The 18,830-nt window shown below is 62.4% G+C and carries 18 protein-coding genes and 1 pseudogene; 7 read left to right on the top strand and 12 right to left on the bottom strand.

Features of this window, described 5'->3' with window-relative positions; translation table 11 throughout:
* Window positions 1–13 precede the first annotated feature (13 nt).
* The 3 genes from P3T22_RS26600 to P3T22_RS26590 all read right to left on the bottom strand — a co-directional run bounded on the left by P3T22_RS26600 (window position 14) and on the right by P3T22_RS26590 (window position 3,583).
* A complete protein-coding gene (locus P3T22_RS26600; protein WP_429326579.1) occupies window positions 14–1,864 on the bottom strand; it encodes a S8 family serine peptidase in 1,851 nt (616 codons plus the stop codon).
* 1,029 nt (window positions 1,865–2,893) lie between these two features.
* Entirely contained in the window at window positions 2,894–3,166 is a 273-nt protein-coding gene (infA, locus tag P3T22_RS26595; RefSeq protein ID WP_012427521.1) for a translation initiation factor IF-1, read from the bottom strand.
* Between the two features lie 135 nt (window positions 3,167–3,301).
* Window positions 3,302–3,583: a hypothetical protein gene (locus tag P3T22_RS26590; RefSeq protein ID WP_063499359.1), complete on the bottom strand. Its 282-nt coding sequence runs from the start codon at window positions 3,581–3,583 to the stop codon at window positions 3,302–3,304.
* 698 nt (window positions 3,584–4,281) lie between these two features.
* On the opposite strand from P3T22_RS26590, the gene P3T22_RS26585 reads away from it, so the two are divergent.
* Window positions 4,282–4,926, top strand: coding sequence for a helix-turn-helix transcriptional regulator (locus P3T22_RS26585; protein ID WP_063499358.1), 645 nt, complete (start codon window positions 4,282–4,284; stop codon window positions 4,924–4,926).
* 93 nt (window positions 4,927–5,019) lie between these two features.
* On the opposite strand, the gene P3T22_RS26580 is transcribed toward P3T22_RS26585, so the two are convergent.
* Together P3T22_RS26580 and P3T22_RS26575 are read right to left on the bottom strand one after the other, a co-directional pair.
* On the bottom strand, window positions 5,020–5,424 hold the full coding sequence (locus P3T22_RS26580; RefSeq protein WP_063499357.1) for an OsmC family protein: 405 nt from the start codon (window positions 5,422–5,424) through the stop codon (window positions 5,020–5,022).
* A 153-nt stretch (window positions 5,425–5,577) separates the two neighbouring features.
* Window positions 5,578–5,775, bottom strand: a pseudogene (locus P3T22_RS26575) (YciI family protein); the annotation flags it as partial.
* Between the two features lie 91 nt (window positions 5,776–5,866).
* Here P3T22_RS26575 and P3T22_RS26570 point away from each other — a divergent pair.
* From P3T22_RS26570 to P3T22_RS26550, 5 genes are all read left to right on the top strand, one after another.
* On the top strand, window positions 5,867–7,156 hold the full coding sequence (locus P3T22_RS26570) for an NAD(P)/FAD-dependent oxidoreductase (RefSeq protein ID WP_429326578.1): 1,290 nt from the start codon (window positions 5,867–5,869) through the stop codon (window positions 7,154–7,156).
* Window positions 7,157–7,171: 15 nt separating this feature from the next.
* Window positions 7,172–7,729 carry a helix-turn-helix domain-containing protein gene (locus P3T22_RS26565; RefSeq protein ID WP_063499355.1) on the top strand — a complete coding sequence of 186 codons (558 nt, stop codon included), beginning with the start codon at window positions 7,172–7,174 and terminating at the stop codon, window positions 7,727–7,729.
* Window positions 7,730–7,904: 175 nt separating this feature from the next.
* Window positions 7,905–9,251 (top strand): glutamine synthetase family protein, encoded by a 1,347-nt coding sequence (locus tag P3T22_RS26560; protein WP_429326595.1) that lies wholly within the window; start codon window positions 7,905–7,907, stop codon window positions 9,249–9,251.
* A 191-nt stretch (window positions 9,252–9,442) separates the two neighbouring features.
* On the top strand, window positions 9,443–9,637 hold the full coding sequence (locus P3T22_RS26555) for a DUF1653 domain-containing protein (protein WP_063499354.1): 195 nt from the start codon (window positions 9,443–9,445) through the stop codon (window positions 9,635–9,637).
* 80 nt (window positions 9,638–9,717) lie between these two features.
* A complete protein-coding gene (locus P3T22_RS26550) occupies window positions 9,718–9,912 on the top strand; it encodes a YqaE/Pmp3 family membrane protein (RefSeq protein WP_063499353.1) in 195 nt (64 codons plus the stop codon).
* Here the strand turns inward: P3T22_RS26550 and P3T22_RS26545 are convergent.
* Together P3T22_RS26545 and P3T22_RS26540 are read right to left on the bottom strand one after the other, a co-directional pair.
* A complete protein-coding gene (locus tag P3T22_RS26545; RefSeq protein ID WP_063499352.1) occupies window positions 9,909–10,241 on the bottom strand; it encodes a 2Fe-2S iron-sulfur cluster-binding protein in 333 nt (110 codons plus the stop codon). The two genes, P3T22_RS26550 and P3T22_RS26545, sit on opposite strands and share 4 nt — an antisense overlap.
* 149 nt (window positions 10,242–10,390) lie before the next feature.
* Window positions 10,391–12,394 (bottom strand): sigma-54-dependent Fis family transcriptional regulator, encoded by a 2,004-nt coding sequence (locus P3T22_RS26540; RefSeq protein ID WP_429326577.1) that lies wholly within the window; start codon window positions 12,392–12,394, stop codon window positions 10,391–10,393.
* Window positions 12,395–12,822: 428 nt separating this feature from the next.
* Here P3T22_RS26540 and P3T22_RS26535 point away from each other — a divergent pair, with 428 nt between their 5' ends.
* Window positions 12,823–13,113 (top strand): DUF1488 domain-containing protein, encoded by a 291-nt coding sequence (locus P3T22_RS26535; protein WP_028194698.1) that lies wholly within the window; start codon window positions 12,823–12,825, stop codon window positions 13,111–13,113.
* Window positions 13,114–13,133: 20 nt separating this feature from the next.
* On the opposite strand, the gene P3T22_RS26530 is transcribed toward P3T22_RS26535, so the two are convergent.
* The 5 genes from P3T22_RS26530 to P3T22_RS26510 form a co-directional block, all read right to left on the bottom strand.
* Window positions 13,134–14,435, bottom strand: coding sequence for an NCS2 family permease (locus tag P3T22_RS26530; RefSeq protein WP_063499350.1), 1,302 nt, complete (start codon window positions 14,433–14,435; stop codon window positions 13,134–13,136).
* A 238-nt stretch (window positions 14,436–14,673) separates the two neighbouring features.
* Window positions 14,674–14,931 (bottom strand): DUF4148 domain-containing protein, encoded by a 258-nt coding sequence (locus P3T22_RS26525; protein WP_063499349.1) that lies wholly within the window; start codon window positions 14,929–14,931, stop codon window positions 14,674–14,676.
* 142 nt (window positions 14,932–15,073) lie between these two features.
* Window positions 15,074–15,847, bottom strand: coding sequence for a slipin family protein (locus P3T22_RS26520; protein ID WP_063499348.1), 774 nt, complete (start codon window positions 15,845–15,847; stop codon window positions 15,074–15,076).
* Entirely contained in the window at window positions 15,844–17,496 is a 1,653-nt protein-coding gene (locus P3T22_RS26515) for an NfeD family protein (RefSeq protein WP_429326576.1), read from the bottom strand. The genes P3T22_RS26520 and P3T22_RS26515 overlap by 4 nt, the downstream gene beginning before the upstream one ends.
* 82 nt (window positions 17,497–17,578) lie before the next feature.
* Entirely contained in the window at window positions 17,579–18,634 is a 1,056-nt protein-coding gene (locus P3T22_RS26510; RefSeq protein ID WP_063500748.1) for an AraC family transcriptional regulator, read from the bottom strand.
* Window positions 18,635–18,830 lie beyond the last annotated feature (196 nt).

Here is an 18,830-nt window from a genome sequence, read left to right as displayed (position 1 = left end):
GTTGGGGAGGGGCTTATTGCGTATAAGTTGCCAGAATGGAAGCGCCCCTGACCGTTGCGCCAGGGACGCTCACTATGCCGTAGTAAGTCCCGGACGCGGGCTTGGCGAGGGTGCAGATCGCGTTCGCACCTTTGGTCCAGGCGTTCCCGCAATCAGGATGGAGCACGGACGGCGTGCCGGCCCTGAGATACAGCGTTCCGGTTTCGCCGTTGGCGCCAGGTGACAGGCTGAAAGTGAGGCTTTTTACGCCGGCTGGAACGTCCAGTGCGAAATACCGCATATCTCCCGGGTTAGCCGAAAACGTCGCCGGAACATTGGGGCTGATATCCGTAATAGTCGGTGGTATGACCCGAAAAGGGCGTGTCAGGCGGCTAACGGCCCCAGTGTTATCCGTGACCGTGAGTGTGATTTCGTAAATGCCGGGATAGTCATAGTTCACGGTCGGATTGACTGATTGCGTACGCGTGAAATCAGGCGCGCCAGCGCCGAAATTCCAGGCCCACGACTTGATGGGCATACCCCTCGCAGTAGAGAGGTCGGTACACGACACCTGCATCACCGTCGTACTCTCAGAGCACTTGAAATCCGCCGCAGCCGGAATCTTTCCAGACCTGGCGGCAACGACAGTTGCGTTTGCATCCAGAATGCCCTGCCCGAGCGCACGATCTGGCTGACCGGTGGGAAAGGGCTGTGCATTCTGCGCGAGCAGGGTTCGCATTTCAGCGGCGCTCAGGGGCGTGGGAGCGACTGACTGGGCGAGCGCGATCACAGCGCTTACCATTGGTGTCGCCATCGATGTGCCGTTCATGAAGGCATACGCTTCGGCCCCCGGCGCAGTTGTTCCGCTGTTGTAGGTGGACCAGATCGAGTCGGCCGGCGCAGCGATATCGACCCCTGCGCCGAAGTTCGAACCGATCCACCTCGCGCCATAGCGATTGCTACCGCCGACATTGATGAGGTTGCGGCAATTAGCCGGCTCGAAATTCGTTGCGCTGGCCTGGTCATTGCCCGCTGCTGCTGCGACTATGGCGCCCTGACTGACTGCATAGTCGATTGCGTTCTGAAATGTCGTTTCGCAGAATCCGCTACCGCCGAGGCTCACGTTGATGATCCTGGCCGGGTGGGCGTTGGCGGGGACGCCCGGAACACTCCCGCCAGCGGACCATACGATGCCGTCGGCAATATCGGACGTATAGCCTTTGCCGCACCCGTTCAGCACCCGGACCGGGATCAGCTTTGCCGCAGAAGCAATGCCGGCTATACCCAGGCCGTTATTGGCCGGCGCGGCCATGATGCCCGCGACATGCGTGCCGTGCCACTGGACCGGGCACGTCTCTGTTGTGATTCCCGGATTGCTGCCATTGCCGCCCCGGTTATATGCGGTGAAATCGTACCCGGGCAGGATATTGGCATCCAGGTCGCTATGACTCGTTACGCCGTTGTCCACCACCGCGATCACGGCCCTGGAACCGTTAGCAATATCCCACGCACCTTCGGCGCGTATTCCCGGGTATGGGGTAGCGGGTTTCAGGTTCGAGGCCAAACTCCATTGCCTGAAATACTCCGGATCGTTCGGAACCATGGTTGTCGACATTTCCGTATCGGGTTCGACATATTCGACGTTAGGGTCCGATGCGATAGCGCGCATGAATGTCTTGGCCTCCTTCGCCGTCAGCTTGCGCTCCGTTGTCACCACGTCGGCGCCGATGCCCATGCGGCGCATGTGGTGCGCCTTCGACGGGAACGCGTTCGCCAGCCGGTTAAGTTTTGACTGCACCGCCGACGCTGCTCCGCGCTCGGCGGTGCCGGTTTTGTACTTGACAATAAAGCGGTCGCTGGACGCATCTGGCGACAGGCTGGTCATATTCATCTTCAGCGCCGTTTGCAGTGAAACGGCACTTGAACTGGCGGTGTTTGCCGCCGCCGCGAATGCCTCTGTAGCTTCCGAAGCCGTATCGCTGGCGCTGTTCGCACCACACGCCGCGAGTGCCAGCGCAAGCGAAATACAGGCTGCACCCGCTAACACGCAGCGCGCGCCTGCTGTTGACCACAGCGCGCCAATGTAGGCCGTTGTTCTGCGAGAGCCGTTTCGCACGCTCTCATCTTTCTTTTGTTTCACGGTTTTATTCCTGGTACGACGTACAGAAATGATTGCCCCTGTTTTTATGAAGTAGTCGTACTTCAGTCATCAGCGGTGCCACAACCATTGGCCGTCATTTGGCCAGCCGGCGCAGGCTAACTTTCATGACGAGTTAAGATTCCTAACTAATGAATGTCGGTGACGGCTGCGTGGTACGTGACCTTCTGCGGCTGTTAGTCAGCCAGTCAGGTTCTTATGTTTGGACGCAAGAAATAGCTTGAACAAGAGAATAAATAGCCTGATTAATATAAACAATCAGGGGTTTCTATTTTTCTGTCAGATAATTTACCAGCCGCGTAAGGCTATCGACGTGTGTGTACGCATGGCGACGAATCAAAGCCATTTCGCGTAACTGCGAGGCGAAAAGAAGAGGCTCACGACGATCATGGCGGCAACGCTGCCGGCCAGCATGATCTAGGTCCCGAACCCGCCGGACATGTGGATCATCGGAGCGTTTGGCGCGGGCGACCTGCATGCGGCGCCGGCGACAATGCGCGAGCATTTGTCGGAGCTGGAAGAGAGGGGGCGAACAGGTGCGCAAAAGCGCCGCCGGAGAGGATCTCGGTGCGGTGTTCGGGGTGTAGAAAAGGAGGGGGCGCGCATGCGACGCCGCAACGCGCCGCTCAGGCTCGAGTCAACGAATCAAGCCGGAGGGGGCGCGCGAAAGGCTTCGCGAACAACTAAACAGCAACAATTGACCACGCCCGGACCGATCACGGAGCAACTCGATGAGCGGTCAGCGTGCCGCCAGCCTTAACGGCGACGGAATTGCGTATTGCGTGCGCCGCCGCCACCGGTGGCGCGCTCGTCTTTGTGACGGAAATTGATCCGGCCTTTGGTCAGATCGTAAACCGACAGTTCCAGCGTTACGCGGTCGCCCGCGAGAATACGGATGTGGTTCTTGCGCATGCGTCCGGACGCGTAAGCGCCAACCACGACGCCGTTGTCGAGCGTCACACGGTAACGGCTATCCGGAAGTACTTCGTCGACGATACCGTCAAGTTCAAGCAGTTCTTCTTTCGCCATGCATAACTCCTGGTCGATGGGATAAGTGGGCGTTGGCCGCACGGCTGAGCCGCCTGGCGCAACATCTGATACGGTTGACAGTTGGCTTTCAGGCCAACTGTGTTGCGGTCACAGCGGATTCGCTGATAGTACCGCTCAAAGATCGGCGACGGACTGGCCGTCTACACGGCCGTCGATCAATTGTTCGGCGTGGGCCATGCACGCAATGCGCGCCTTGCCCGTGCCGTCGAACGGAAACAGATACTGCAGACGGAACACACGCCCGTCGGCTGCCGGATTGGCGCCCACGCGGCAGATGCGCACCGACGCGTCGTAGCCTGCGTCCGGATTGCGGCCCGTCTGACCGTCCGCCGGGCGGCGCGGATAGACGAGCGGGTGAATTTCGTAACCCTTGTACGTCTTGACAGCTGAATTCATGAGGCACGTGTCCTGTATTACGTGGCCCCCGTGTCACGCGTGTTACGCGCGCCACAACAGGCCCGGCAGCGCAGCACCTTGGGGCGCGCCGCCATGGAAAAAGGTTGGCACAGGCCCAATGTCAAGGGCATGAGCGCGGCCGCGCAAAGTCGCGGATTCGATGGAGAAGAAACACGCTGATGTCGCGCAGACATCGGGCGCGTAAATGAACTACTCAGCTGCACAACTCGCGACGGCGAATGCAGGCGGCGCATTGCCGGAGTGACGGGATCGCCGACAGGCAGCGGTCGAACAGTCGGGGGTGGTGCGGAGACGCCGATTGATACTGTGCTTGGTACTGCCGCTTGCATTACAGATAGTGCGGACGCGCAATACAGCTATTCCAATATGATGCACTAAATGGGGCTAATTGGATAGCAAAAAGTTCCGCGCGCGGGCAAACCGCCCAGCCGGCGGGGTGTTGGGCAAGAAAAGGCTGCCGCGAACGGCGCGCCGGGGTATGGCCGGCACGCCGTGTATGAGGGAGCGCCACGCCGTCGCGGTCGCGGCCGCCGATTGGGGTCGTTACAATGGCGCGTTGCCCCGCCTGGCTGCCCGGCATCGTTTGCTTGCCCTGCCTGCCGGCGATGACCTTGGCGCCCCGATTGGCTCATTTGGGCGAAGGCAGCGCCGCATCCCTCGAACCCTGCGACTTCTCAATGCGCAAGACAACCGTCTCTCCCGTGAAAGACCTGCTGCTGGACCGCTACGCACCCATTGCAGACGGCATCGCGGCGCTGTTCTATCCGTGTGCCGAAGTCGTGATTCACGACCTGCGCGATCAGACCATCGCCTATCTCGTGAACAATCTGTCGAAGCTCGAAGTCGGCGGCCCCTCGGTGCTCGATGAAGTCCACTACGCGGCGCGCGGCCGGACGATCGGGCCGTACGAGAAGCTCAATTGGGACGGCCGTCGCATGCGCTGCGTGAGCAACATCCTGTTCGACGACGAGGGCAAGCCGGCCGGCATGCTGTGCGTCAACTTCAACATCGCCGTGTTCGAAGATGTGCGCTCCACGCTCGATCTGTTCATCAAGGGCGGCAATCTGACCGACGCGCCTGCCGAGGAACTGTTCCGCGACGACTGGCAGGACCGCATCAACACCTTTCTGCACACCTGGCTGCGCGAGCGGCAAATCGGCGTCAATGCGCTCACGCGCGAGCACAAGCGGGAAATTGTCGAGGCGCTGCATGCGCAGGGCGCGTTTCGCGGCCGCAGTTCCGCGAACTATGTGGCCGCTGTGCTGACGATGGGGCGCGCCACCGTCTACAAGATTCTTAAGCAGATGAAAGAGGGCGGCTGACCGTGCTCAAATCGCAGCGGGATGGCGCGGTGGTTTTCACGGCTTGGCTGACCGCGAGCGGCGTTCGATACCGGCGTAACGAGGCGCGCCGTGTCACCACTGCATTGCCGTATCGATCCGTGTTCCTCGTTTGATGAACAGGGTGACCGGTGTCTTCTCGCAAATTTCGGCAAGGCGGGTCCGCTGGCTATCGTCGAGGGGCCCATCGACGGATACGGTACGCCGAATGAATTGACCGCCGTCGCGCTCGACGTGCAATTCCGTGTCGACTTTGATCCGGCCGCCCGGCCATGCTTTCTTCTGCATATACATCCTGAGCGTGGCAGCGGTGCACGCCGCGAGACCCGAGAGCACGAATTCAAAGGGGGCGGGGCCGCTATCCTGCCCCCCTTCGCGCGGCCCTTCATCGCCGAGCAGGCTGTGCGTGCCCGCATCGACTTTGACAAGATAGTTGGGTGCATCTGCGTCCGAGATGGCGCTTGCGATCGCGAGAGTCATTATTGTCCTCACTGGTGTCACGAAGGCGTGACGTTGCTTGACCGGGGCCTAGGTGGCTGGATTGCGCGCCTGTTGCCTGTGCTCCTGATGGCGAGTGCCAAAGTGAATGACACGGGAGCGATCGCCCTGTGCGGCGCCACCGCGCCCCCGGCATCAACGCGGCTTGTTCGCGCTGCCTTCGGCCTGAGCCCGCAAGCGCTCTTCCTGAGCCCGCAGTTCGGGTGTCAATTCTGCGCCGAAATCGTCGGCTTCGAATAGCTGGCGAATTTCGATTTCGGAATCGCCTTCCATTGGATTGGGGCAGCGCTTGACCCATTCGATGGCTTCTTCCATCGACTTGACTTGCCACATCAAGGGGCTCATAGCTGCTGCTTGCCTCATTGAAAAATTGATGTTATTTTTTCATGAAATTAATGATTGAATTTTTCACGAAAAAACGCCGATGTTCCATCAGTCCGCCGAGCACGTCGCGAGCTACTACGCCCGCACCTATCCAGGCCCGATTCCACTGCGCCCGACTCTGGAAGAGCGTTTGGAAACGGAGGTGTTAATCGTCGGCGCAGGTTTCAGCGGCTTGCACACGGCGCTGCGCCTTGCTCTCGCAGGCAAGCGCGTCACCTTGCTCGAGGCCAGCCGTGTGGCCTGGGCGGCGTCCGGGCGCAATGGGGGCCAGGCACTGCTCGGGTGGTCATGCGATATGCCGCCGCTGGAGGCTGCGCTGGGGCTGGAACGTGCCCGCCAACTGTGGGACAGCATGCGCTGGGCCGCAGGGGAGATCCGCGAGCTGCCAGAGCGGCATGGCTTTGATGCTGACTACCGCATCGGCAGTCTATGGGCGGCGGTGTTGCCGCGCCGCGTTGCCCTTCTGCGGGAAGCCCAGCGGGAGGCGGAGGAGAAGTGGGGCTACGGCCGGATGCGCTTCATTCCTCGCGCGGAGATGCCGGAGTGGATTGCGAGCGAGCGTTACCATGCGGCACTCTACGATCCCGAGGCGGGCCACCTGAATCCATTGAAGCTAGCCCAAGGCCTGGGAGCGGCGATCGAACAGGCAGGTGGACGCATCTTCGAGCAGAGCCACGTGCTGGACTACCGCGAAACGCCTGCCGGTTATGTCGTGCGCACCGACAAGGGGGAGGTGCGCGCGGACGCGCTGGTGCTCGCCTGCAATGCGTATATCGACCGCCTCGATCGAAAACTCTCCAGGCGAATGCTGCCGGTCGGAACGTATCAGGTGGCCACGTCGCCGCTGCGGCCGGACGTGGCGCGTTCGCTGCTGCCGCGCAACAGTTGCGTGATCGACAACCAGTTCGTTCCCGACTACTTCCGCTTAAGTCCTGATAACCGCCTGCTATTCGGCGGCGGCTGCACGTATGCGGGCGGCATCCCAAAGGATATTGCAGCGGCCACCCGGCCCTACCTGGAGCAGGCGTTCCCGCAGCTGCGCGGGGTCGACCTGGAGTTTGCCTGGGGCGGGCATATCGATATCAGCATGAAACGCACACCGGATATTGGCCGACAAGGGGAGCGCTACTGGCTGCAAGGCTTTTCGGGGCACGGCGTGCTCCCCACGCTCGCCGCTGCCCGGGCAGTCGCCGACGCCATCCTCGGTGACGACGAAATGCTGGGCCTGTATCAGTCCATCGACAATCCGCGTTTTCCCGGCGGAGCGCTGCTGGCGGCGCCGTTGGAGGTCATGGGCAAGACCTGGTATCGTCTGCGCGATAGAGTCTGAAAGAAGAGGCAGAAGATGAACAAGCAGGAAGAAATTGAAGGTCTCGCGATACTGATCCGGGACCTGCGCAAGCATAAGAAGGTGACCTTGGGCGCATTGGCGGAAAAGATCGGCCGCTCGGTGGGTTTCCTCTCCCAGATCGAGCGCGGCCTGTCGCGTCCGACCGTGGGCGACCTGACTGCCATCGGTGAGGCGCTCGGCGTACCCACCACCTATTTTTATAGCCTGAGCAAGCCGCGCGCGCTGCCTTGGGTGACCCGGCCGGATGAACGCCGCACGCTCTATTACGCGGAGGGCGTGACCGACGTGCTGGTGTCGCCGAACATGTCCGCGGGCTTTTCGATGCTGGAAAGCCATCTGGCCCCCGGCGCCAGCAGCGGTGATAGACCTTTGAACGACAGCGACGAGCAAGGTGGCTTCGTTCTCGAAGGCGAGTTGACTATCTGGCTGGAAGACGAGGTGCAGCCGGTGACCCTCGGCCCGAACGACGGCTTCCAGGTGCCGGCGCACGCCCGGTTCCGCTATGCCAATCTCTCCGACGAACCCACGCGGGTACTTTGGGTGTTCACCTAGAATTCAGGCCGAACCTTGACGTAGCGGGGGACGCTACGCCGATTTGAAATTCGGATGACTAATCAATAATTTTGTGGATGCTACATCCCGTTATGCTGTCGACGTGCGCGCCGCGGTCTACGGCAACTTTGAACCGAATCTGGATCATCACCTTTTGCGTGAGAAGGACAACACCATGACTTCCCCCGGCGCCGACCTGCTTAGCGAAGTGCGGGCCTTCCGCGCGGCCTATCCCGAGGTGCGTTACGTCGACCTCATTTGCCTGGATATCCCCGGGCACTTCTACGGCAAGCGATACCCCGTGGACATGCTCGAGAAGGTCGCAGCCGGCAGTCTCCTGAAGCTGCCGCAGAACTGCATCCTGCTGGGTGCGCAGGGCGGCTTGTACCCGATCGGCGACTATTGCTTCAACGACGGCGACCCGGATGCGGTGCGTCGCTTGATTGCCGGCACCCTCAAGCCTGTGCGATGGGAAAGTCAGCCGTTGGGGCAGATGCTGATCAGCTCGGACGGCACCGCGGCGCCCATCGAGTTCGAGCCGCGCGAGGTCCTGGCGCGCGTGCTGAAACGCTTTGAGCGGCGCGGTATCCGCCCGGTCGTAGCCTTCGAGCTGGAGTTTTACCTGTTCGACGCCAGGCTCGCGGACGGTCTGCCGCAGTTCCCGCGCGACCCGTTCTGCGACGACAGGGACGACCAGCCGAACATGCATATCGAGCGGCTGTCGCGGTTCTCCGGCGTGCTCAATGAGATGGTCGAAGCTACGCGCGAGCAGGGTGTGGACGCTACCGTGATCACCGCCGAACTCGGACCGGGGCAGTTCGAGATCAACTTTGGACACAACGACGATGGCCTGTGCGCGGCGGACTGGGCCGCCTTGTTCTGCCGCAGCACGCGCGGCGTGGCGATGAAGCACGGCTATCGCGCCAGCTTCATGAGCAAGCCCTATCTGCATGCGCCGGGCAGCGGCATGCATGTGCATGTGAGTCTCTACGACGAGGCGGGCCACAACCTGCTGGCCGTAGACGGCCAGCGCCCGCTGCGCCACGCGGTGGCCGGGTGCCTCGCACTGCTGCCGCATTGCATGCCGGTCTTCGCTGCCAATCACAACGCTTTTCGCCGCTATGGCTGGAAAGCGAATGCTGCCAGCCGTGGCAACTGGGGCTTCGAAGACCGCGACGCCTGCATTCGCATTCCCGAATCGGATGACCGTAACCTGCGCATCGAACACCGCCTGGCGGGTGCCGATGCGAACCCTTACCTTGTACTGGCTGCCATTCTCACAGGCATGGAACACGGGCTGGATGCTGGCCGCGAACCCATCGCGCCGCTCAACGAAGACCGCAGGAGCGGGATCGACTTTCCGCAAGACATGCTCGCGGCTGTTGCCGCGATGCAGAATCATCCGGTGGTGCGCGAGGGAATGGGTGAAGAGTTCGTGATGGTCTACTGCGAGAACAAACGCCAGGACCATCTGGATTTCATGAACGAGGTGAGCGCGCGGGAATACCGCTGGTTCCTCTAAACGCTGGCGTCTGCCACTGTTCGGGCAGCCACGCATCGCGGCTGTCGATGGCGGCCGCATTAGCCTGCATCCGTGATCGTTCGCGCGGCGGCGCGGGTTTAAAATGACGGTCGCAACACAACCACGTGCTCTGTTTCGGAGGACGTCGGCCCGTTTATAAAAATTCCGTTGATCCGGACAGGAGTAGTTGAATGGTGCGTTATCGACACTACAAAGGCGGCCTTTACGAGCTGGTTTGCGAGGCCACGCTGGAGTCCGATCCGACGGTCACAATGATCGTCTACAAAGCCAGCAATGGTACGATCTGGACGCGTCCGGCTTCGGTGTTTTTCGAGCTGGTCGAAATCGACGGCACCAAGGTGCCGCGCTTCGCGCCGATCAATTAGGCCGGCTCGTTCAAACGATCGCCAGCGCGATCGCACCCGAAGAACGCTTACTGCCAGGTCAATACAAACAGGAAATCTGAATGCGTCTATTGCTTGCCATCATTCTGCCGTGGTTTCAGTTCTTCACGATCGGCCGGCCGTTTGCCGGGATCATCTGCCTGATCTTGCAGGTCACGCTGATAGGCTGGATTCCGGCAGCGATCTGGTCGGTGTATGCGTTGAGCCAGTACAACACCGACAAAAAAATCGCCCGCGCGATGGGCAACGGCCGTTAAGGCCGAAGGCGATGCTGCCCGCTGGGCTGCTGTAATTCAACCGCATCCGGCGCTTCGATCACCACGTCGGTTTCCGCGATCGCCACGCACGGCAGAATGTAGCCCTCCGCTTTCTCTTCGCGACTCAAACCCGGCCATTCGATCGTGTAGCGCACGCGTCCCGCCGTCATTTTGCATAGGCACGTCCGGCACGTACCGTTGCGGCACGAGCGCGGCAGACGCAGATTCGCGAAGGCGGCGGCTTCGAGGATCGTGAGCGAATCGGGCGCTTCGAAACTTTGGCCAAGGGGTTCGACGCGAACGAGAAAAAGGCTTTGGGTGTCAGGCATGGATGAATGGATGCGACAAGGCTGAGCGAGAGGTCAAACACCGACTGTACACGGCAACCGGTTAGCAGGATGGTAACCGGAGCCCTGTGAAGGTAAGGCTTGTGTAATTTTTTGTTGGCGATGATAGCGTTCGATCTCCTTCCATGGAGTCAAGTCGCGCTGCTCTGGCGCAAGTACCGGTATACCGTGTTACGTGCCAGTCCCAACTCGCGTGCTGCCGCGGACACATTGCCGTTGTGCCTGGCGAGCGCCTGAGTGATCAGCGTGATTTGCCACTCGTCCATACGGGCGGGCGAGCTCGACGCATCGGCTGTGAAGGGGATATGGCCATAGGCGCGGGTCGCCTCGAGGGAGGGTGCGCTGGCGCTGACTTGCAACTCGCCGCTAGTCTTGTCATCACTCACGCAATCCTGCAGAAAATCCTCTGGCAAATCCTCGAGTTCGATCTGCTCCGCGCCTTCGGCCATGATGCTTGCGGTACGCAGCACGTTGGCCAGTTGCCGCAGATTACCGGGCCAGCGGCATTGCGCAAACCGCTCCAGCACCTCAGTGGAGACGCAGCGCGGCAAACGCTCGCCATCCGGCTGCAATGCCAGCATGCGCTCGACCAGCGCAGTCAGATCGCTACGCTCGCGCAGCGCCGGCAAGGTGACCGCGAGGCCGTTGATTCGGTAATACAGGTCTTCGCGGAAGCTGCCTTCTTCGATCATCGCGCGCAGATTGCGGTGGGTCGCACAGACGATGCGCAGATCGACCGGAATCGCCCGCGTGCCGCCGAGCGGCACGACGGTACGCTCCTGCAGCACGCGCATCAGGCGCACTTGCTGGGCGAGCGGCATGTCGCCGATTTCGTCGAGAAAAAGCGTACCGCCGTCGGCCTGCACGATCTTGCCGACGCTGCCGCGTTTTTTTGCGCCGGTGAACGCGCCGTCCTCGTAGCCGAACAATTCTGCCTCGATCAGCGTATCGGGCAACGATGCGCAATTCAGCGCGATGAAGGGCGCGGCCCGCCGCGGCGAATCGTGATGGATCGCGCGAGCGAGCCATTCCTTGCCGGTGCCGGTTTTGCCGAGTACGAGAATGGGAATATCGCGTCCGCGCAGCTTGGCGACTCTGCGCAGGATTGCAGACACTTGCGCGTCGCCTGTATCGAGCGTTTCGAGTGTGGCGAGCGGCGCGGGTGGCGCCCCTTCGCCGAAGCGAGCCGCAGCACGCGTGCCGCTGGAAGTGGCCGCACGCGCCGCGTCAGGCAGCGTTTTTGCCGAAGCCACATAGCGTGGCACCGCAAATTCGCCGCGTGCGATCACACGCACGCCGCTCGGCAACGTCAGCTCGATGCTTTCGCCTGGTGCTCGGGCGATCTGTTGCAGCAGCCGGGCGAATGCGATCCCGAATAATGCGTCGAAGGTTTGTCTTTGCAGGTCGGCGAGCGGCTGCCCGAATTGAAACAGCGCGCTGCGATTCGCGGACAGGAACGTGCCGTCCGGCGCGAACGCGGCAAGCCCTTCGTATAGCGTGCCGATGAATTCCGCGCGCGCGTGAAAGTGGACACGAATGGCGTCGACGAATTGATTGGAGAACAGATGATTTTCGATCATCTGTGCCGACATCCGCACGAGCGCGAGCGTGTGTTTGTGGAAGCCGCGCGTGTCGCCGCTGACATCGAGCGCGCCGATGGTGCGCCCGAATGGATCCGCGATCGGCGCGCACGAACAGGTGAGGATCCGGTTCGCGTGCAGGAAATGCTCGCCGGCGTGCACGACGGTTGGCTGCCCGTCGACCAGCGCGGTGCCGATCGCGTTCGTGCCGCGATCCGCTTCGGCCCATGACACGCCCGGACACAACGCGACGCGGTTGGCTTTTTCTACGAAGTCGCTGTCACCGAGGCTGTGGAGAATCACGCCGTGATTGTCGGTGAGCAGCACCATGCTTTGCGTGTCGACGATCTGCGCGTGCAAGGTCTCCATCACCGGGAGTGCGTGGGTATAGAGCGACTGATTGCGATCGACAAGCTCACGCAGCGCGGGGCGGCACAGTGGATGAAAGTCCGGCGTTTCCGACGCACGCAGACCGACTTCGAGCGAGCGGGCATGAGCTTGCGCGATGACATCTGGCCGACCGAGGGTGGGCGGCGTGGCAGGACGTTGGATCAAAGCATGTCTCCGGTTATCGGCCCCGGCGGGTGCATTGCCCACGCATTGCCCACCGTTGCGTTGCGCAGTGCAACATACGCGTCTGCTGCCGAACACCGATATTACAGGACGAATCAGGACCCAGGCGAAAGCCGCGCGGCAGGGAAAAACCGAGTCGCGCGGTGGAGAAGCGGTGCCTCAAATCACCCTGTCAGGCACCAGAATTGAGTAAATAAAAAGGAAAACTTGCGCAGCGCCTGAACTCGTCTACAGTGAATCAAATCACCTCCGCGGGGCGCGAAGTACGGCGCCCTCGAAAACGTGGGGTGACGGACCCGCGCCATCAGCATTCGACAAGGAGGAAAAGCGCTGCAGGTGCGACCAGACTCAACCAGCGTGCGCAGTACCAATCGACCCATGCGCAGCACCACCCCTTTAGGTGAACTCCCATGCAGATACTATTCCCGAACGAAACTCCTGAATATTCAGGTCGCGAACTTACCTTGGCGTTCCCGGCGATGGTTGATGGGCAAAGGGTGGAGTGCATGATCACGGCTGAGGCGCTGGAAGATCACTTCGGCGCCGCATCGCCGCGTCTGGAAGACATGGTCGGCGCATTCGACGCGCACCGGGCCCGGATCGAAGCCGCCACGAGGCGTCTGCTATCGGAAACGCGGGCGCAATGTCTGGTGCTGAGGAGCGGCTACGTGCGCTTCTATGAAGCGAACTGGCGCAACTGAACGGATCCGTACCGCGGCGCTTATTCGCTGCCGAGGTAGAAATACCGGAACAGAAAAATCGCCGCGATGATCCACACCACCAGGTTCACTTTGCGCGCCTGCCCGGTCAGCAGTTTCAGGCCGGCATACGAAATGAAACCGAACGCGACGCCATTGGCGATCGAGTAGGTGAACGGCATCAGCAGGGCGGTGAGCGCGGCCGGCACGACTTCGGTGGCGTCGTCCCACGGCAGGTCGAGCATTTCGCGCAGCATCAGGCACGACACGTACAGCAGGGCTGGCGCCGTCGCGTAGCCGGGCACTACGCCCGCCAGCGGCGCGAAAAACAGCGCCGCGAGGAACAGCACGGCGACGGTGATCGCCGTCACGCCCGTGCGGCCGCCGGCCTGCACGCCCGACGCGCTTTCGATATACGCCGTGGTCGACGAGGTGCCCAGCATCGAGCCGGCCAGAATCGCCGTGCTGTCGGCGAGCAGCGCGCGGTTCAGCCGAAACATCTTGCCTTCGACCAGCAGCCCTGCGCGATTGGCCACGCCCATCAGCGTGCCGGTCGCATCGAACAATTCGACGAGGAAGAACACCAGGATCACGTTCAGTACGCCGCTGGAGAGCGCGCCGCGAATGTCGAGCTGGAACAGCGTCGGGGTAATCGACGGCGGCGCGGAAACGATGCCGTGGAACTGATTGCCGCCGAAGAAAAAGCTCAGCACCGTCACGCCGACAATACCGATCAGGATCGCACCGCGCACCCGCAGATAGTCGAGCGTGACGATCGCGAAGAAGCCGATCACCGCGAGGACCACATGCGCGTTGTGCAGGTCGCCGAGCGTGACGAGCGTGGCCGGATTGCCGACCACCACGCCGGCCGACTTCAGCGAAATGATTGCGAGAAACAGGCCGATGCCGCCGGTGATGGCGATACGTATCGAATGCGGAATGCCGTTGACGATCACCTCGCGCACGCGAAACAGCGTGACGATCAGGAACAGGCAGCCGGAGATGAACACCGCGCCGAGCGCGGCTTGCCACGTGAAACCCATGCCCTTCACGACGGTGTACGCGAAGTACGCGTTCAGGCCCATGCCGGGCGCGAGCGCGATCGGATAGTTCGCGTAGAGGCCCATGATCAGCGAGGCGAGTGCGGCCACGATGCAGGTCGCGACGAACACCGCGTCCTTCGGCATGCCGGCGTCGCCGAGAATCGCCGGGTTGACGAAGATGATGTAGGCCATCGTCAGGAACGTGGTCAGCCCAGCGAGCACTTCGGTGCGCAGGTTGGTGCCTGCGGCGTCGAAGCCGAAGTATCGTTTTATGGAGTCCATGAGGCGGGTCTCTCGTTGTTCAAAATTGACGGCGGTAACCCGAATCGCGTGACTGCGGGCCTTGCCGAAGGGGCGAGATGATACCTTGCCAGCGCGCGGGGCGGAGCGGCAAGCGAATTCACGATGGTGCGGCGGGGGGCTTGCGGGGGGAGTGTACGGCATGCAAGACCAACGTCGCCTGCGACCCTTGCAGTCGCGGGCGGCCCGGCATGCCGCTTCAAGGCCTGGATGAGACTGCTTACTGCGGCATGCTCCCACCCATCTGCTGCGCCCGCCGTGCGGCGACGATGCGGCCAGCGCTTAGCGCGTTGTCCGGATAGTCGATCCAGTCGAGCGGATCGTAGCCGGCGGCGCGCCATTCGGCCAGATCGGCCTTCACCTGGGCACGCGTTAGCGGCGCCGATGGATCGTAAGGCCGCGCGGGCTGCGCAACCGCGGTGCTCATACTCACGGCGGCTAACAGTGCGCCGAGTCCAGCTAGAGAAGCGATTTTCATGATTAGCTCCTATGGAGAGGTTAAAAACGACCCCTAGATTTCAATTTTCATAGGCATTCCGAGTAAGTCGATTGAAGACAATGCGCCATTTCACCCTGTGATCCAGAACGGGCCACAGTGGACTGGCGCGCCTCCCCCCGGTTCAGGAGGCCGACGGCTTGCTGAAGCGGTCCAGCACCGCGCTCAGCAAATCGATCGGCAGCGGAAATACGATCGTCGAATTCTTGTCGGCGGCGATCGTCGTGAGGGTTTGCAGATAGCGCAGCTGCATGGCTTGCGGCTGCCGTGCGAGCGTCTGCGCCGCTTCCAGCAGATGCTGGGAGGCCTGCAATTCACCTTCCGCATGAATGACCTTGGCGCGCCGTTCGCGCTCGGCTTCGGCCTGACGGGCGATCGCGCGGATCATCGTTTCGTTGATGTCCACATGCTTGATCTCGACGATCGACACCTTGATGCCCCACGCGTCGGTCTGCGCATCGAGCACTTTCTGGATATCGGCGTTCAGCTGCTCGCGATCCGCCAGCAGTTCATCGAGCTCGTGCTTGCCGAGCACCGCGCGCAGCGTGGTTTGCGATAGCTGGCTGGTCGCCTCGAAATAGCGTGCCACCTGTATCACCGCTTTTTCCGGATCGACGACGCGGAAATACACCACGGCGTTGACCTTCACCGAAACGTTGTCGCGCGTAATCACATCTTGCGGCGGCACGTCGAACACGACGGTGCGCAAATCCATCCGCACCGCCTGCTGCACGATCGGAATGATCAGGACCAGCCCCGGCCCCTTGACCTTCCAGAAGCGCCCGAGCATGAACACCACGCCGCGTTCGTATTCGCGAAAAATCCGTATCGATGAAGCAATCAGTACGGCCGCCAGCAGAATCAGAATGCTGCTGAAGCCGAATGTGAAACCGATCATGAGCGTTCTCCTTGTTGTTGTGTTTCCGCGGGCACCACGGTCAGCGTCAGTCCGCGCCGCGCGGTGACGCGCACCGCGTGACCGGCTGCGACCGGGGCCGTGCTGGACACCCGCCAGCGTTCACCGTGCACCTGAGCCCAGCCGGCCAGCGTGCCGCCCGCTGCTGCGTCTGCCGTTGCGTCCCCCGGCAGCAGGCCGCCGTCGAGCACGACGCCGAGACTGCCGATCAACCCTTCCGAACCCGTCACCACGGGCCGGCGCCGCGCGCGCAAGGCGAGCCTCGACACGCCGAACACAAAAGCGACGCTGAACACGGCCACGGCGGCAATCAGGGGCAGCGGAATGCCGTAGCCGGGCACGTCGGTATCGATCAGCATCAACGAGCCGATCACGAACGCGACCACACCGCCGAAGCCGAGCGAGCCGAAGGTCGGCAGAAACGCCTCGCCGATCAGGAATGCGATGCCGAGAAAGATCAGGCCGAGCCCGACGTAATTGACCGGCAGCATCTGCATCGCGAAGAGCCCCATCAGCAGACTGATGGCGCCGACCACGCCCGGCAGCACGAAGCCCGGATTGGCGAACTCGAAGAAGAGGCCGTACATGCCGATCATCAGCAGGACCAGCGCGACGTTCGGATCGGTGATGACCGCGAGGAACTGGCTGCGCCAGTCGGCTTCGAGCGTGACGACCGGCGCGTTGGCCGTGCTGAGCTTGACGTCGCCGCGGCTTGTACCGATCGTGCGCCCGTCCACCTGGCGCAGCAGGTCGGGAATGTCGCGCGCATTCAGATCGACCACGTGCTGCGCGAGCGCTTCGCTGGCCGACAGGCTGACAGCCTCGCGCACGGCGCGCTCGGCCCAGTCGGCGTTGCGTCCGCGCATTTGCGCGAGGCCGCGGATGTAGGCGGCGGCGTCGTGGACCTGCTTGCGCAGTTCGGTGGATTGGCTGTCGAGCGGAAGGGCGGCGCTGGCAGAGTTGGCAGCGCTTGCCGAATCGGCTGAGGCAGGTGCTCCGGGGCCGTTCTTTTGCGCGCCAGCACCGGCACCGGCACCGGCACCACCGCCACCGCCACCGCCACCGCCACCGCCACCGCCACCGCCTGGCAGACCCGGCATACCGCCGCCGCCCGCGGGCGGCTCCGCACCGCCGATGCCCATCTGGATCGGCGTCGCCGCGCCGAGATTGGTGCCCGGGGCCATCGCCGCAATATGGCTGGCATAGACGATATAGGTGCCGGCGCTTGCCGCGCGCGCGCCGCTCGGGGCGATAAAGGTGGCGACCGGCACCGGCGAGCCGAGAATCGCCTTGATGATCTGCCGCATCGACGTATCCAGTCCACCGGGCGTATCGAGTTGCAGGACGGCGAGTTGCGCGCGGTCGTCGGCGGCGCGCTGCAGGCTGCGCACGATGAAGTCAGCGCTGGCCGGATCGATCGCGCCGCTCACCGGGATCACGACAACGCTATTCGGCGCGACGGCGGCCTCGGCGACCCAAGCCCGCGGCGCGTTTTCGCACAATGCGAATCCCACGGCCAAAAGCATGCCGAACGCGGTCATGCCGCGCATCAACCGGCCCACGACTCCGCCACGAATAGGCGCAGGGTGCGGACCAGACTGCCGGAACGGGAGACGCGGAGACGTGCTCATCGCTGATGGCTGCCGCGCTATGCCGACAGGTATCGGCCGGCGCGGGCCGATACCCCAAAAAGGCTGGCCTGCTCCTTACAGCTTAGTCCGATTCAATGCGGTGCGTGAAATCCGCATGTGCCGGCCGGTAATCGCTCGGCCGCATGCCGGTCCACTTGCGAAACGCGCGATGAAACGCGCTCGGCTCGGCAAAACCCACGGCGGTGGCGATGTCGGCGATCGTGCGATCGGTGTCCTGCAGTTCGCCGATTGCGACGTCGCGCCGCAAGTCGTCCTTGATCGACTGATACGTATAGCCTTCCTGTTTCAGACGCCGCCGCATCGTCGCTTCAGCGACGTTGAGGCGCAGCGCCATCTGGTCGGCGGCGGGCCAGCCAGCCATCGGCAGCGCGCGCAGCATCTTGCGCACTCGCGCGGCGAGCGAGCCGGGATTGCGGTATTTGACGATGAAACTGCCGGGCGCATCGCGCAGGAACGGCTTCACCGACTTGGTGGTCTGGATCACCGGCAGCTCGAGAAACGCCGGCGACAGGTCGACGTACGACTCGGCCTGATCGAACGCCATGTCGTCGCAGAACATCAGGCGGTATTCATGCGCGGCAGGCGGCGCGGCGCAGCGAAAGCGCGCCTCGATGAGCGGAATGCGCCGCCCGACCAGCCAGCACAGCAGACCGTAGACGACGATAAAGTAGGTCGCGTAAGCAAACATGGCGGGCGGCTTCGCGCCTTCGCGTTCGATATACCGCAAGCGCACGCGCTGCGCATCCGTCTCGATCTGTGCGCCAAGATCGTCCAGCACGAGCCGCATGAAGCCGACCGCCCGGGCGAGCGCTTGTGCGCCGTTACCCGCGCTCAGCGCCATCTGGGTCATCGCAATGAAGCTGCCGCTTTTCATGCGGTGCGAATCCTGGCCGAAGAACTCGTCGTCGAGCGCGCGGGCGATGCCGGCCCACAGCGCGCCGTACTGCGCCGACGAGACCCGGCTTTTCGGCGACGCCAGCATCGTGGCTGCGATGCCGGCGGCTTCGGCGAGCGGCAGCGCCTCGAAACCGCGTGCCCGCGCCAACGCCAGGGCCTCTTCGACCAGCGTGACGGAAATCGTGCCTCTGTCGTTCCTGAGGTTCTTGAAGTTCTTCATGTTTTTCATGGCTGTCTGGCAAACGCGCTCAGGATTTCCCTTGTGGAGATCCGCTAAGCCTTTGAAAACGTAGCCTGAATCGGCTTTGCATGATACCGGTATGGCAAATGCGCTCAGTCAGAATGATCGGGTCGAGCATCGAACCTGTCCAGCAGCTTCCCTACACTTGGCCTCAACCGATCGCGGGACGCATCGC

The organism is Paraburkholderia sp. GAS348, from assembly GCF_050434205.1.
Classification (GTDB): domain Bacteria; phylum Pseudomonadota; class Gammaproteobacteria; order Burkholderiales; family Burkholderiaceae; genus Paraburkholderia.
This window is presented reverse-complemented; position numbering and strand designations above follow the sequence as displayed.

Bases quoted from the DNA above. Each gene is read 5' to 3' on its own strand.
- P3T22_RS26515 (WP_429326576.1), bottom strand. From the start codon at position 17,496: ATGAGCACGTCTCCGCGTCTCCCGTTCCGGCAGTCTGGTCCGCACCCT.
- infA (WP_012427521.1), bottom strand. From the start codon at position 3,166: ATGGCGAAAGAAGAACTGCTTGAACTTGACGGTATCGTCGACGAAGTA.
- P3T22_RS26545 (WP_063499352.1), bottom strand. From the start codon at position 10,241: ATGCCTGACACCCAAAGCCTTTTTCTCGTTCGCGTCGAACCCCTTGGC.
- P3T22_RS26535 (WP_028194698.1), top strand. From the start codon at position 12,823: ATGCAGATACTATTCCCGAACGAAACTCCTGAATATTCAGGTCGCGAA.
- P3T22_RS26600 (WP_429326579.1), bottom strand. From the start codon at position 1,864: ATGACCAGCCTGTCGCCAGATGCGTCCAGCGACCGCTTTATTGTCAAG.
- P3T22_RS26520 (WP_063499348.1), bottom strand. From the start codon at position 15,847: ATGATCGGTTTCACATTCGGCTTCAGCAGCATTCTGATTCTGCTGGCG.
- P3T22_RS26580 (WP_063499357.1), bottom strand. From the start codon at position 5,424: ATGACTCTCGCGATCGCAAGCGCCATCTCGGACGCAGATGCACCCAAC.
- P3T22_RS26530 (WP_063499350.1), bottom strand. From the start codon at position 14,435: ATGGACTCCATAAAACGATACTTCGGCTTCGACGCCGCAGGCACCAAC.
- P3T22_RS26585 (WP_063499358.1), top strand. From the start codon at position 4,282: ATGCGCAAGACAACCGTCTCTCCCGTGAAAGACCTGCTGCTGGACCGC.
- P3T22_RS26590 (WP_063499359.1), bottom strand. From the start codon at position 3,583: ATGAATTCAGCTGTCAAGACGTACAAGGGTTACGAAATTCACCCGCTC.
- P3T22_RS26570 (WP_429326578.1), top strand. From the start codon at position 5,867: ATGTTCCATCAGTCCGCCGAGCACGTCGCGAGCTACTACGCCCGCACC.
- P3T22_RS26555 (WP_063499354.1), top strand. From the start codon at position 9,443: ATGGTGCGTTATCGACACTACAAAGGCGGCCTTTACGAGCTGGTTTGC.
- P3T22_RS26550 (WP_063499353.1), top strand. From the start codon at position 9,718: ATGCGTCTATTGCTTGCCATCATTCTGCCGTGGTTTCAGTTCTTCACG.
- P3T22_RS26510 (WP_063500748.1), bottom strand. From the start codon at position 18,634: ATGAAGAACTTCAAGAACCTCAGGAACGACAGAGGCACGATTTCCGTC.
- P3T22_RS26560 (WP_429326595.1), top strand. From the start codon at position 7,905: ATGACTTCCCCCGGCGCCGACCTGCTTAGCGAAGTGCGGGCCTTCCGC.
- P3T22_RS26525 (WP_063499349.1), bottom strand. From the start codon at position 14,931: ATGAAAATCGCTTCTCTAGCTGGACTCGGCGCACTGTTAGCCGCCGTG.
- P3T22_RS26565 (WP_063499355.1), top strand. From the start codon at position 7,172: ATGAACAAGCAGGAAGAAATTGAAGGTCTCGCGATACTGATCCGGGAC.